Here is a 14,028-nt window from a genome sequence, read left to right as displayed (position 1 = left end):
GCCGCCTGTGACTTCGAGGACGAGCTTCCCGACCTCGGCGGGCTCCCGCGCTACCGCTGAGCTCCCGTCGATCCACAAGTCTTGACTATTGCTCCGGGATTCGCGGAAATTCCCACTGAACCATAAGACCACCTGCGAGCCATCCGACGAGCCGGAGTAGCGGAGTTGACCGTTACTCGTCACAGCAAGCGCAACTGGATGCCACCGGTGATCGCCAATGATCGAAACGAACAGGCGAGGTGGCCAGGATCGGGTTCTCAGGAGATGGGACAGGTCTCCGCGTAGATCCCCCAGCGGGGGCTTATCACACCGGCCAGTTGGGGAGCGGACCTCGCTGAGGTTCACGTTCGTGGAGGTCCTGAAGTGCCTTAATCCCACCTTCGGCTTCCGTCAGTGCCTGCTTGGGCGACCAGATCCGGATGCCCAGTTTCTCGGCGATCTGCTGATCCCCCTTTAGAGGACATCTCATTTGGATGGCAAAGTAGGCTGCCGGTGTGACGATCGTGGAGCGTCTCGTCCCGGACGAGTTGTGGGAGCTGTTCCAGTTGGTGGTGCCGGAGGCGCCGACTCGGCCTCAGGGTGGTGGCCGGCGCCGCTACGGGGACAGGGAGGTGTTGGCGGCGATCGTTTTCGTCGCGACGTCCGGGTGCACGTGGGCCCAGTTGCCGCCCTGTTTCGGCCCGTCCGGGCCGACGGCCCATCGCCGCTTCAGCGAGTGGAGCAGGGCCCGGGTGTGGGCCAAGCTCCACCGGGTCCTCCTGGACGAACTCGGTTCCAAGGGTGAGCTGGACTGGTCACGGTGCGCGGTTGACTCGGTCAACATGAGGGCCCTGAAAAGGGGGAGCTGACGGATCCGAATCCTGTCGATCGGGGCAAGTACGGGTCGAAGATCCATCTGCTCACCGAACGTACCGGTCTGCCCCTGTCGCTTGCGATCTCCGGGGCCAACGTCCACGACAGCCAGGCCCTGGTCCCGCTCGTCGACGCCATCCCGCCGATCCGCTCACAGCGTGGCCCGCGGCGGCGCAGGCCCGGCAAGCTGCACGGCGACAAAGCCTACGACCACCGTTTCATCCGTTCCTACCTGCGCCGTCGGCAGATCCCGGCCCGCATCGCCCGCCGAGGCGTCGAGTCCTCCCAGCGCCTCGGTCGGCACCGATGGGTGATCGAGCGCACTGTCGCCTGGCTCGGCGGCTTCCGTCGGCTCCACCGCCGCTACGAACGCAAGGCCGACCACTTCGCGGCCTTCGCCAGCATCGCCGCAGCCCTCATCTGCCACCGCAGACTCTGCAGATGAGAAGCCATCTCGGGGCATGCTACGGCGAATCAGGGCGATAGTCGTCGTAGTCGCTCCATCCTGAGGATCGGGCAAGCTCTCTCCAGGTCGGCCAGATGCGGCCAGTCACCTGACGGACGAGCTCGCCCGACATCGTGAAGAGCGGTGCCTTGTGCGGCTTACCCAGTGCCTGGCCGACAATGCTGTCGTGGAGAACCGCCGCCGCGTGCAGACGGGGCAGCACGCGGTGGACGCGTTCCGCGTAGCCGTCCGGGAGGGCACTCGGGCCACCGCCCAGATCGAAGCCCGCACCGAGAGCGACCAGCGCAATCTCCGGCCGCTTCCGCACGGCAATCTCACGGTCCATGTGTAGTGCGATCGCGTCCCACACAACTTCCATTCGGTCCGGTGATACTCCCTGCTCGGTCAGAAAGCTGACCGCCAGGTCAGCACCGTCCAGCTCGAACCGCTGGTCACCGTTGCCCTCGGTACTGAGCCCACAGTCGTGCAGGACGCATCCCAGGAAGAGCAGTTCGTCATCGTAGTCGCGGTCCGGCTGCAGACCACGCCGCTCACCGAGAAGGCGTCCATAGAGGTAGGTGCGCAGGCTGTGATTGAAGATCGCGGCTGGGACCAGAGCCTGAGCATGTCGAAGTGTGTCGCGCGCAACTTCAGTTGCCGGGAAGGCCAGCTCGCCGTACTCGTCGTTCACAAGGTGGCTCGCTTGTTCGGGCGTGGCCGGGGACAGTTCTGCTCCCGCAACCCGACGGGCGCCAAGCATTCCGTGATGATCACACCTCGCAGGCTACCAAGGCCAAATGAGATGACTTCTAACTGGGTCGAACGAGCAGGAAAGCACAGAGAGCTCAACGCCCCCGCGTACCGCCGAATGCCTGACACGCCGTCGGACCGACGTGCTGGAAGAGTGCGCACCTGGTCGATCTCCCGGTCGCCCGGACAAGCCGGGAGAGGCGGCCGCAGGGCGGGTCATTGGTCCGAGCGGTGGCATCCGGCCAGCGGCACAGGGCGGGTCGCCCTATCGTTCGTGGACGGGGGCCCTGCGGACCCGAGGTGTGTACGATGCCGAGACGCCCAGGCCGGACGATCGCCGCTGCGCTGCTGGCCGCGGCGGCGGTTCTGACTGTGTCGGCGGCCCCCGCTCACGCGGCCCCCGACCCGGCCGCCCTCTGCTCGCTCGCACAGCAGTCGCTGGAGGCCGGGCACCTGGTACAGGCGGAGGCGCTGTACACCCAGTCGGCCGACGGGAACCCGTCGAGCTGCGCGTCGCTCGGACTCTCCCTGGTCGCCACACACCGCCAGGTCGCCGCCCAGTCCGCCGCCGCCGGGCAGGAGTTGCTCCGCGCCGGCGACCTCGTGGGGGCCGAGCGGAGGTTCCGGGAGGCCCTGGCCGTCGACGCCGAGAGCGTCGAGGCGACGGCCGGCCTCAACGAGATCACGGCCCGTCAGCAGAACCTGGCCCTCTCCCAGTGGGATCTGTTCTACCAGCGCTGGGTCGATCCGATGACCCAGCTGTGGACGGCCGCAGTCATCGTGCTGCTCGGCCTGCTGACGCTCAGCGGGCTGCTCACGGGGGTCGTGGTGAGGGTCGACTCCATCGCCTGGCCCAGGCCCTGGCGGCTCTCGCTGGGCATTACCGGGTCCCTGCTGCTGATCGCGTCGGCTCTGATGTTCGCGATCTACCAGATGTTCCACCCCTTCGATCCGGGTAGCGTCAGCGACTGGCCGGCCGACCTGGTGGCCCTGGCGGTCTTCCCGGTGGTGATCACCTTCGCGGCGGCGTGGACCCATGAACGCCATCGGTTCACCGCCGAGCGAGTGTCGCGCTGGAGGACGTTCGCGCGGCTGTTCTGCAGCTGGCGGCCGATCGTCCAGGGGGCGTTTTTCTACTGGTGGCACCTGCTGGTCCCGCTCGTGGTCATCGGCGTCGTCGGCTATGTGCTGCGTACGGTCGTCCTCCACGACCCGGACGGGCGGCTCCTGGCCGCCTACGCGGTACTCGCGCTCTTCGGGATCCTGCTCACCGCCGCCGCGTTCGGTCAGAACCTCCGGCTCCAGGTGTCCGTGCAGTCGGCCGGCGGGGAGAACGACCCGGTGGCCACCGACTACCTGCTGGCCCGCGTCCACGACCTCGGCATCGACACCCCTCCGATGCGCCTGCGGGCCGTTACCAGCTCGATGCACCTCAGCAAGATCGACACCGAGGAGCTCAGCGCCCTGCCGTCAGGGAAGGTCGCCGCGGCTCTCTCCAGCATCTTCTTCGCCATCCGACCGGACCTCACCTGGCGGGTGCGGGCGGCGATCATGGACGACAACCGGATCACCGTGACACTGACCCGCAACGGCCGCCACGCCGGGAGCGACATCTTCAGCCGCGGCGAGCTGTTCCTGCCGTTGTGCAAGGGCCAGGAGGCGCGGGAGCGGGCGAAGGCGCAGCTCCTCACCGGAGCGGCCGCCGTGACGCTGCTGAGGCTGAGCCGCTCGCACCCGCGGCTCAGGAGCCAGCTCTGCGGTGCGACCAACTGGCGGAGCGTCAGCCTGCAGGTGATCGCGACCAGCCGCTCGCTGATCGACGCCCCCGAGATCCGGACGCCCCTGCTGGCCCGGGCCGTCGACGAGGATCCGGGCAACGTTCTCGCCCGCGTCGACCACCTGTGGCGCTCCAGGACGGCGCCCCGCCCGCCAGCCACGTCTACCGGGACCTCGCCGAGGACCTGGACCGCCAGCTGGCCGACATCGAGGCAACCTGCCCGAAGACCCTGCTGATCCGGGCGCTCTACCGCAGCGCCTCCCAGTGGATCAACAGGTGCGTGGTGTCGGGCCACAGCGACAAGCACGCTCTCGCTGCCGCCGGAAGTAGCGTCGACCGGCTCGTACGCGCGTGCGAGAACCCCGACACGAACGACATCGAGCTCACGACCCTCGCCCGGCAGATCCGTCCCATCGCCAGGACCATGCAGCACGAGGTCAAGGCGCTCACCGACGTGCGATCGGACCGGCACTCCTTCATGGAATCCGCGCCCGCGCCGCGGCTGGCCTACGAGTACGCCCGACTCGCGGGCCTCGACCGGCGGAGCCACCCCATGTCCAGGCTTACCGCGCTCCACTACCTGCGGGTCGCCCTGCCGACCGAGGCCCTGCGGGCGGAGGCCCGCAAGGACCCGTGCCTGGGCGCACTGCACGACAGCGAGGAGTACCAGGAGCTCACGGCGACGGCCTCGACCTTCCTCGACCTGCCCGTCTTCGACTCCTTCCGGCCGAAGCTCGTCGAGGCCGGACTCGGCGCTCCGGCGGACTTCCTGCTCCGCACCACGACCGCCCGTCAGCGCGCCGCGCTGGCCGAGTACCTCGACACCTCGCCGGTCCTGGTCGAGCGCTTCGTCCAGATCGCCCAGCTGACCCAGCTCCAGGACCGCCTGAGCTGCCCGGCCGCACTCGGTCTGCTGGTGGCCTGCGGCATCGACTCACCGGCCCGGCTCCAGTCGGAGTTCGCCAGGGACAAGGACAAGCTGTTCGAGGCCGTGCGGAAGGCGAACCGGGAAGGCCCGTGCATCCAGGAGATCGACGACGTGGAGTCCTGGCTGCCGGATGCCGTGTCCACCGCCGCAGCCGCCCACCGCTCCCGCCGCGGCCGACGCGCGGCGGACCTGACAGGCCGCCTCCTCTAGCCGGTCACCCGGCGCCGGGTCGCTCTCTACGCTGAAGTCCTGATCGATTTCCGGGCGCACCGGGCCGTGAGCGCGGCCGAGTAACTGGGCGAGAGTGCTCTGCGTCATGCGTTTTTCTGCACTTCAGGGCCGATCGGCCGGGCCAGGTAGTGCTCACGGACCCGGTCGGTGGTGACCAGGCGCAGGGTCGGCTGCAGGACCGGATCGTCGGGGATCGCGTCCCACTTCATGTACGGCCACCACCGGCTGTGTGCTTCAAGGAGCATCTTCTCACCACGGGCCAGATCGCCCTGGGTGGCATACCAACCTGCCATCCAGAGGCAGGGGGCGTACCGGTCCGGCACCTCACCGGAGGATTCAGCCAGCTGCTGGGCTCGCTCGAAGTCGTTCGCCTTGGTTAGCGCCTGCCATAGGGTGTACTTGCCGTCAGCGTCCAGGGTGAAGAAGTCGCGCTCCGCAAGCTCGGCGCCAGCCCCATCCAAGGCCCTGGCTGGCCCACCCCAGTCAAAGCGGCTGGGCAGCAACTCCTCGACCGAGCGCTCGCGGAGTTCTTCCGCCAGCCACAGAAGGTCATCGCCCAAGTTGCGACCCTCCGGGATGTGGCCGGCGGCCGCGAGCATGCGCGGCTGGGCCGGCCGCCCCGCGTGCAGATCAGCCGCCAGGAAAGCCGTGCGGAAGGGCATGTCCTGATCGCACAGCTCTCCACCGAGTGGTCCGTCCTGAGCGATGATCTCCTCGGCCAGGTCAGCCGCCTCAGCAAACCGGTCCTGCCAGAACAAGATCTGGATCGCGGCGGCGGCTGCTTCCCAAGCATCGTCCCGATCAGCGTCCGGGCGCCGGGCCATCTCCAGCAAGTCGGGCAGCAGCTCGCCGAACCGGCCATGCCGCGCCTGCGAGATCAGCCGTTCTGCGGCGTTCACCCGATCTCCTTCCGACCTGTCATCTCACCCTGATTTCTATCGCTGCCCCGTGATCCACAAGTCTTGACGATTGCTCGCGCGACGGCTGGGACGGGCGGTCCAGGTGAGCGGGGCTTGTCGGGCAGGCGGCAGCAGGTGAGCGGGCTGCGCGCCTCCCTCGGAGGCTTCGCCACCAGAGCCGAGCCGAACATGCAGGTCGTCGGTGCGGATCTGGTGGCGCCCGGACAGCGCCTCTTCCTGGAACGGACCACCTGCGCCGCGCTGGCGGCTGCGATCGGGGTCACGGTCGGTGCACCCGCGGGGCTCTACCAGGGCGGATCCGGTGTCGGCCCCGAGGACGTGATCGAAGCCGATCCGCAGCCGGCGCACTGGATCGCGCAAGGCTTCGCGGTCGGCGACGCCGCACTGCGCCGGATGTTTCCCGGGGCGGATCCGGTCATCTGGCCCGAGCACTTCGACATCGGCGTGACCGTGGCCGCGGTCAACTACGGGGTCTCCCAAGGCGACGACTTCCAGGCTGAGCCATCTGCCTACGTCGGCCCGCAGACCCGGCAGCAGGGGAAGTACTGGAACGCGCCGTTCGGCGCGGTGGCCACGGTCCGCGAGCTCGGCGGCATGGACGGCGTGCTGGCCTTCTTCGAGCAGGGCCGTCAGCTGGTCGCTTGATCATCACTGACGGCCGCCGCGCCGGCCTCTCCTGGAAATCTCGGCAGTCGGCCGGCAGCTCGATGATCGGAGCGAACGCTGCCATGTCGCGCTCCTAAACGCAGGCATAGGAGATGCCGCAGCGCTCCCGGCGTGCCAGCACCGGCGTCCGCGATCTCCGCGGGAGTGCCGACCGGCAGGTAGGGACCTGAAGGATCCGCTCCGCCGTGAAATACGGGATGCGGCGGCGCATAGCCTGCGCGGCGGCTCGGCGATCGTCGGTCACGGCAACCGTCTGGACCAGTATGTTGCGCTCCACCTCCGAGGTGCGCGGGGTGGCACCGGCCGTGAAGAACGTGACCCCGCTCGCCCAACGCCTCTGCGTCGATCAGTCGCAGCGTGCTGCGTGCCGAACCGGCGGCGAGCATGGCGCCGGCGAACGACACGATGTCCCCCTGCCGGGCGGCCGCCCGCAGCACCGGGTCGCCGTTGCCGCCGATCAGCAGCGGCGGCGACTGGGCCGGCTTGGCGAACCGAGGGAGCGCGGGTCCGCCAGCAGGCGGCGCAGGGTGACGGCGGGCTCGGCCAGGCGTCCGACCCGGGTGTCGGCGGTCCCCCAAGTTTCGAAGATATGTCCCTTCGTCATATATGTGGGCGCATGCGAGCCCACTTTGGTATGCAATGCCCGAGTCTGACAGTCGCCGGAACCTGTCCCCCTCCACGGGCCTGCACGTTTGACGTCCCCTCAGCGTCCCCGGAGACGGAGGCATCGTTCCCGGGCTGTGCCCTGAACCAGACGTGCGACTTACCCGCCTCCTCGAAAGCGACTCGCACGGACGGCCACCAAGGAGAAGTCCGCCTGTCGAGGGCCCCGCCCCCTTGATACTGACCAAATCCGGACTATCCGTCAGGTCGCCAACGACGCCGGGATCAGCACGGGTGCTGGTCCGCCTCCTCGCCCTGCACGACCAGGACGACCTCACCCGGGCCGAACCGGACACCATGCACGACCGGATCTACCACCTGCCCGCCCGGCTCGCGCACCACGCTCGCCGCCGCTGGCTGAGGATCGAACGCAGCTGACCCTGGGCCGACGTGTTCGTCCTCGCCTGGCAGCGACTCACCCAGCTTCCGACCGCCACCTGACGGTCGGTCGCCGCTCGACGGCCAGGAAGGAGAGCTGTCCCGGACCCGTGGAATCCGGCGCCCCCGCAGCGTCATACGATGGCCCGCCTCACCGGTATTGAGGACATTCCGGGCGAACCGCCGAGACGATCACCGAGCCCAAGCCGCTGACGAATCGGGGCCGATCCAGCAAGTCCCGCACTTCCTTCACATCCAGACGGATGAATGGCAATCACTTCACCCGTCGACCGAGAGTGTTGCGGGGTTTAGTTCATTCGTATGCGATCGTGATCGGCGAAAGGACACCGCTGATGTAGGTCTGCACGAAAGGAAGCCCATGACGACACGAGACCTCACAAGCGCCGTCCGCAGGATCGCTGGTCGATCCTGGTCGGCGCCATTGGTTCTCACCTGCGTGACCAGCGTCCTGATCGGTGTGGTCGGACCCCTGAGCGCGAACGCGAACGCGAGCGCGAGCGCGAGCGCGAGGGTGGTCACGCCGCCCGTCTCCCTGCGTACCGCCGCCGGCTTCGCGGTTCTCGCCGCGTCGACCGTCACCAATACCGGCGCCACAGCGATCAACGGCGACCTCGGGCTGAGCCCGGGCACTTCGGTGACCGGGTTTCCTCCCGGGCAGGTGAACGGCACCCAACACGTCGCCGACGCTGCCGCGTTGCAGGCTCAGAACGACCTGACGGCCGCCTACAACGACGCCGCGGCGCGCCCGACCACCGCCACCGTTCCCACGGAACTCGGCGGTACCACCAAGACCCCCGGCGTGTACGACTCCCCGGCGGGCACGTTCGGGATCACCGGAACGCTGACGCTGGATGCCCAGGGCGACCCGAACGCCGTGTTCATCTTCAAGGCCGCGTCCACGCTGACCACGGCATCGGCGAGCAGTGTCAACCTCGTCAACGGTGCGCAGGCATGCAACGTCTTCTGGCAGGTCGGCAGCTCCGCGACACTTGGAACCAGTTCCACGCTGCGGGGAAGCGTTCTGGCGCAGGCGTCGATCACCGTCACGACGGGCGTGACCGTGGACGGTCGGACGCTGGCCCGCACCGCCGCGGTCTCACTGGACACTGACACGATCACCCGCCCGGCCTGTGCCGCATCGCCGCACAACGCCTACGTCGCCAACCTCTTCGACGGCACGGTGTCGGTGATCGACACGGCCACCAACGCCGTCACCGCCACCGTCACCGTCGGCAACGGTCCGCAAGGAGTCGCCGTCACCCCGGACGGGACGCACGCCTACGTCACCAACGAATGGGACGGCACGGTGTCGGTGATCGACACGGCCACCAACGCCGTCACCGCCACAGTCACCGTCGGCTTCTTCCCGGCCGGAGTCGCCTCCTCGTAGGACAGTCGCGTCGGTCCGGCAAGAGGCACGTTGCCGGACCGATCGCGCGCCGATCACAGCCGCGGAGCCGGGTGCGGGCGCTGAGGAGGCGCCCGTGGGCGGCGGCGAGGCGATCGGGGGCGTTGCCTGTGCGGCGGGGAGGGTCGGCGCCCGTGAGGTGGCTGGCACAGGTGGCCACCACGACCACCTGCGACGTGTGAGGTGTGGTTCTGACTCCGCGGCCGGTGGCGAACTGGCGTCTCGAAGTCACACGCCGGCTTCCCCGGAGAGCTGATCGGCTGTCATGGGATCGTGTGCGGCCGAGAAGCGGCTTGAGCCGCCACGAGCGCTCGGGGCGGTGAGGTCGCGCGGGCCCGTGACGTCGTTGGGGTGAAAAAGCGGGCGGCACAGGGCGAAGTTGGTGTAGATACAAACATTTGATCACATACTTACACCGCCTGACGAGCGGTGCGGTTCATCCCTCGGCGCCCCCTGGTTGGTGCACTTCTGCGTGTTTGCTTTCAGTTCTTCCGGAGGCTCGAGAATGAACCGTAAGTCTCTTCGCAGGTCGTGGGTTAAGACGGCCACGATGCTCTCGGTAATGGGCGCTCTCGCCCTGGCCGTCAGCCTCTCCTCGCCGTCGGCGGTCGACGCCGGCACGACCGAGAAGTCCGTCGTTGGTTACGTTGACTCAGTGCCCGGCCCGAATGGCGCCCTGAGCGCCGCCTTCACTCCTCGCACCCGAGCGGTGCTCAACGGCGGCGGGGATCCCGGCGATGACGGCGGTGGTCCCTCCGGGGACGGGGGCGGGGCCGCGGATCATGGCGACGGCGGCGAATCTCATGGGCACCACGGGCACCACGGTTCCCAAGGACCACAGGGGGACCAGGGGCCACAAGGTCCACAGGGAGACCAGGGTCCACAGGGGCCACAGGGAGACCAGGGGGACCAGGGTCCACAGGGCACGCAGGGTTTTCAGGGCGGTACGGGCGCCCAGGGCAACGAAGGCAGCCAGGGGACGCAGGGCAGCCAAGGCGCCCAGGGCACGCAGGGATCGCTCGGCGGAGCCGGCGCACAGGGCAGCCAGGGCAACGCCGGCGCACAGGGCAATCAGGGCGCCACCGGTGCCCAAGGGTCTCAGGGCGCCACCGGTGCCCAAGGGTCTCAGGGCGGTACCGGAACCCAAGGTACGCAGGGAAACCAGGGCGGCACCGGCAGCCAGGGCAGCCAAGGTGGGGCCGGAGTCCAGGGCACCCAGGGCAGTACCGGAGCCCAGGGCGGGCCGGGCTCCCAGGGCTTGCAGGGCGGCCCTGGGGTGCAGGGCGCCCAGGGTGGAGCCGGCGCGCAGGGCAGTCAGGGCGCCACCGGCGCCCAGGGCGGTGCCGGCGCGCAGGGCAGCCAGGGTACGCAGGGCGACACCGGGACTCAGGGTTTCCAGGGTGGTGCCGGTGTGCAGGGCAGTCAGGGCGGCCCGGGCTCGCAGGGCTTCCAGGGCGGCACCGGCGCCCAGGGCACCCAGGGCAACCAGGGCGGCGCGGGAGCCCAGGGAGCGCAAGGCGGCAACGGTACGCAGGGCTTCCAAGGCGGTACTGGCTCGCAGGGTTTCCAGGGTGGTGCCGGTGCGCAGGGGAGCCAGGGCGACCAGGGCTCGCAGGGGTTCCAGGGCAGTACCGGTACACAGGGGAACCAAGGCAGCCAGGGCGGTACCGGCAGCCAGGGCAGCCAGGGTGGCATCGGTTCGCAGGGCTTCCAGGGCGTGGCGGGTTCGCAGGGTTCTCAGGGCGTGGCGGGTTCGCAGGGAAGTCAGGGTGGTTCGGGGGCCCAGGGCGCGCAGGGTGGTACCGGCAGCCAGGGCAACCAGGGGAACACCGGTGCTCAGGGAAGCCAGGGCGACCAGGGCTCCCAGGGGTTCCAGGGCGGCACCGGTGCTCAGGGCAGCCAGGGCGACACCGGTGTCCAGGGCGGCCAGGGCAATCAGGGCGTTCAGGGTGGTACTGGGAGCCAGGGGTTCCAGGGTGGCGCGGGCGGTCAGGGTGTCCAGGGTGTGACCGGTGCTCAGGGTGCGCAGGGCAACGCCGGCGCGCAGGGCTTCCAGGGCAGCACCGGCCCGCAGGGTGCCCAGGGTCCTTCGGGCACCTGTGTCGGCTGCCAGGGTGGCACGGGTGCGCAGGGTTCTCAGGGCAGCGCGGGTGCACAGGGCGCTCAGGGCAGCGCGGGTGCACAGGGCAGCCAGGGCAACACCGGAGTCCAGGGGGTTCAGGGTGGCACCGGTGCTCAGGGCAGCCAGGGCGGCACGGGTGCGCAGGGCAGCCAGGGCGACCAGGGCACGCAAGGTTTTCAAGGTTTCCAGGGCGGCACCGGAACCCAGGGGGCGCAGGGGAACCAGGGCAGCACCGGCACCCAAGGCGCGCAGGGTGGTACCGGTGCGCAGGGCTTCCAGGGCGGCACGGGTGCGCAGGGCAGCCAGGGCGATCAGGGCGTTCAGGGTTTCCAGGGCAGTGCCGGTGCCCAAGGACCGCAGGGCATCGGTGGCACGCAGGGGGCCCAGGGAGGTACTGGCGCCCAGGGAACGGAGGGCGACCAGGGGCCCGCCGGCGCGCAGGGCAGCCAGGGCGGCACCGGCGCTCAAGGCGCCCAAGGCGACCCCGGCAGCCAGGGTGCTCAGGGCGGTACCGGTGCGCAGGGCTTTCAGGGCGGCGCAGGCGTGCAAGGCAGCCAGGGCGACCAGGGCACCCAGGGCTTTCAAGGCACGACCGGCTCGCAGGGGAGCCAGGGCAGCGCGGGCCCTCAGGGCGCGCAGGGTGCGCAGGGTGGTATCGGCAGCCAGGGCGTTCAGGGTGGCACGGGTGCGCAGGGGAGCCAGGGTGACCAGGGCAGCCAGGGCTTCCAGGGCGGCACAGGCGCCCAGGGTGCGCAGGGCGACCAGGGAATCACCGGCGCGCAGGGCAGTCAGGGCAGCGTCGGTGTCCAGGGCACGCAGGGCGTGCAGGGCGCGCAGGGTGGTACCGGCAGCCAAGGCTTTCAGGGCGGCACGGGTGCCCAGGGGAGCCAGGGCGATCAGGGCTCGCAGGGGTTCCAGGGCAGCACAGGCGCCCAGGGTGCGCAGGGCGACCAGGGAACCGCCGGCGTCCAGGGCACTCAGGGCGGAACCGGGGCACAGGGCGTGCAGGGCGTGCAGGGCGCTGCGGGCGTTCAGGGCAGCCAGGGCGGTTCCGGCACCCAGGGCAGCCAGGGCTTCCAAGGTGAGAGCGGCACCCAGGGCGCTCAGGGGAACGCCGGGGCGCAGGGCTTCCAGGGCGTTGGCGGCGTGCAAGGCGCGCAGGGGGATACCGGGGCGCAGGGTAGTCAGGGCGGCATCGGCAGCGCGGGCGCGCAAGGTGTCGCCGGCGCCCAGGGCAGCACTGGCGCGCAGGGTGCCCAGGGCGCACAGGGCTTCCAGGGCGGCATCGGCAGCCAGGGCGTGCAGGGCAACCAGGGCGGCACCGGTCCTCAGGGCGGCCAGGGTGTCCAGGGTGTGACCGGTGCTCAGGGCGCTCAGGGAAACGCCGGGACGCAGGGCTTCCAGGGCAGTACCGGCGCCCAAGGCACGCAGGGTGGCACCGGCGCCCAGGGAAGCCAGGGCAGTCAGGGCACGCAGGGGTTCCAGGGGGGTACCGGTACGCAGGGTGCCCAAGGTTTCCAGGGCGATGCCGGTACGCAGGGTGCCCAAGGTTTCCAGGGCGATGCCGGTACGCAGGGCACGCAGGGTGGCACGGGCGCGCAAGGCAGCGTCGGCACGCAGGGTAACCAGGGCTTCCAAGGGGGCGCCGGGGCTCAAGGAGTGCAGGGCTTCCAGGGCGGCACGGGTGCCCAGGGCAGCCAGGGCAACCAGGGCACCCAGGGCAGCACCGGCACGCAGGGCGCTCAGGGCAATCAGGGTGGCCCCGGGGCTCAGGGCACTCAGGGGGGCACGGGTGCTCAGGGTGTCCAGGGGTTCCAGGGGACGCAGGGTGTCCAGGGCTTCCAAGGGAGCACCGGCAGCCAAGGCAACCAGGGTGGACCTGGCCCTCAGGGCGGCACGGGCGCGCAGGGCGGTACCGGCGCCCAGGGGACGCAGGGTGTCCAGGGGACTCAGGGCACTCAGGGCGGCACCGGCGCCCAGGGCACCCAGGGCAGTACCGGCGCGCAGGGCGGCACCGGCGCGCAAGGCGCGCAAGGCAACACCGGTGTCCAGGGTTTCCAGGGCGGTACCGGCGCTCAGGGCGCGCAGGGCCTCCAGGGCGGCCCGGGCGCGCAGGGCAGCCAAGGAAACCAGGGAACCCAAGGCTTCCAAGGTGGTGCGGGCCCCCAAGGCAACCAGGGCACTCAGGGCACGCAGGGCGGCACCGGCGCGCAAGGCGCGCAGGGCAACCAGGGCGGCACAGGCACCCAGGGAAATCAGGGCACCCCGGGGACTCAGGGGGCTCAGGGCGGTACCGGCGCCCAGGGCACCCAGGGCTTCCAAGGCGACACCGGCGCCCAGGGCAGCACTGGGACGCAGGGCACCCAGGGCAGCACCGGCGCGCAGGGCTTCCAGGGCAGCACCGGCGCCCAAGGCGCGCAGGGCAGCACTGGCGCGCAGGGCCCCCAGGGCTTCCAGGGTGCTCAAGGGGACGTTGGGACGCAGAGCGTCGTCGTGACCAGTACGCTTGCCGGCCCTCAAAGTGGCACGGCTCTCAACACCGTCTTCTGTCCCGCTGGCAAATTTGCCACCGGTGGTGGCGCTTATAACCTCAACACACTAACCGGACTGTATTTCCCCATCCAGGGTGCTGCCTATCCAATCGGTTCGCCTCCCACCGGCTATCAGGCACAAATCGGAGGCGGCGTTGGCACAACCTCCACCACCACCGTTTACGCGATCTGCAGGGCGTGAGGGCCGCTGGTTTGGTCGCGGTGTACGCGCCGTGCCCGTGGCGGGGGGGGGGGGGGGGGGGGGGGGGGGGGGGGGGGGGGGGGGGGGGGGGGGGGGGGGGGGGGGGGGGGGGGGGGGGGGGGGGGGGGGGGGGG

Annotated in this window: 9 protein-coding genes; 6 read left to right on the top strand and 3 right to left on the bottom strand. The window is 70.1% G+C overall.

Annotation, left to right across the window (positions count from 1 at the left end):
- Positions 1-500: 500 nt before the first annotated feature.
- A protein-coding gene (locus tag ACZ6NC_RS40975) for an IS5 family transposase (protein ID WP_465738991.1) occupies positions 501-1,297 on the top strand; the annotation gives its coding sequence in 2 pieces (ribosomal slippage) (positions 501-843 and positions 843-1,297; 798 coding nt in all).
- 19 nt (positions 1,298-1,316) lie between these two features.
- Here the strand turns inward: ACZ6NC_RS40975 and ACZ6NC_RS40970 are convergent.
- Positions 1,317-1,988, bottom strand: a complete 672-nt coding sequence (locus ACZ6NC_RS40970) for an HD domain-containing protein (RefSeq protein ID WP_465738990.1) — start codon at positions 1,986-1,988, stop codon at positions 1,317-1,319.
- 368 nt (positions 1,989-2,356) lie between these two features.
- Here ACZ6NC_RS40970 and ACZ6NC_RS40965 point away from each other — a divergent pair, with 368 nt between their 5' ends.
- Both ACZ6NC_RS40965 and ACZ6NC_RS40960 read left to right on the top strand, forming a co-directional pair.
- Entirely contained in the window at positions 2,357-4,060 is a 1,704-nt protein-coding gene (locus ACZ6NC_RS40965) for a tetratricopeptide repeat protein (protein WP_465738989.1), read from the top strand.
- Entirely contained in the window at positions 3,949-4,962 is a 1,014-nt protein-coding gene (locus tag ACZ6NC_RS40960; RefSeq protein WP_465738988.1) for a hypothetical protein, read from the top strand. Before ACZ6NC_RS40965 ends, ACZ6NC_RS40960 begins: the two co-directional genes overlap by 112 nt.
- A 104-nt stretch (positions 4,963-5,066) precedes the next feature.
- On the opposite strand, the gene ACZ6NC_RS40955 is transcribed toward ACZ6NC_RS40960, so the two are convergent.
- Complete coding sequence (locus tag ACZ6NC_RS40955; RefSeq protein WP_465738987.1) at positions 5,067-5,882, bottom strand: hypothetical protein; 816 nt, start codon at positions 5,880-5,882, stop codon at positions 5,067-5,069.
- 114 nt (positions 5,883-5,996) lie between these two features.
- Here ACZ6NC_RS40955 and ACZ6NC_RS40950 point away from each other — a divergent pair, with 114 nt between their 5' ends.
- The 3 genes from ACZ6NC_RS40950 to ACZ6NC_RS40940 all read left to right on the top strand — a co-directional run bounded on the left by ACZ6NC_RS40950 (position 5,997) and on the right by ACZ6NC_RS40940 (position 9,021).
- On the top strand, positions 5,997-6,548 hold the full coding sequence (locus ACZ6NC_RS40950) for a hypothetical protein (RefSeq protein WP_465738986.1): 552 nt from the start codon (positions 5,997-5,999) through the stop codon (positions 6,546-6,548).
- Between the two features lie 918 nt (positions 6,549-7,466).
- The gene (locus ACZ6NC_RS40945) at positions 7,467-7,610 is read left to right on the top strand and encodes a hypothetical protein (protein ID WP_465738985.1); all 144 of its coding nucleotides are present in this window, start codon (positions 7,467-7,469) and stop codon (positions 7,608-7,610) included.
- Positions 7,611-8,067: 457 nt separating this feature from the next.
- Positions 8,068-9,021 carry an ice-binding family protein gene (locus ACZ6NC_RS40940; protein WP_465738984.1) on the top strand — a complete coding sequence of 318 codons (954 nt, stop codon included), beginning with the start codon at positions 8,068-8,070 and terminating at the stop codon, positions 9,019-9,021.
- 670 nt (positions 9,022-9,691) lie between these two features.
- On the opposite strand, the gene ACZ6NC_RS40935 is transcribed toward ACZ6NC_RS40940, so the two are convergent.
- Positions 9,692-13,627 carry a hypothetical protein gene (locus ACZ6NC_RS40935; RefSeq protein WP_465738983.1) on the bottom strand — a complete coding sequence of 1,312 codons (3,936 nt, stop codon included), beginning with the start codon at positions 13,625-13,627 and terminating at the stop codon, positions 9,692-9,694.
- Between the last annotated feature and the right edge of the window lie 401 nt (positions 13,628-14,028).

It is taken from the genome of Kitasatospora sp. NPDC041988, from assembly GCF_055588525.1.
Note: the sequence above shows the minus strand (reverse complement) of the source record. Positions and strands in the feature narration are given on the sequence as shown.

What these genes read in the sequence shown, in the direction of transcription:
- ACZ6NC_RS40965 (WP_465738989.1), top strand. Translation starts at nt 2,357, where the DNA reads ATGCCGAGACGCCCAGGCCGGACGATCGCCGCTGCGCTGCTGGCCGCG.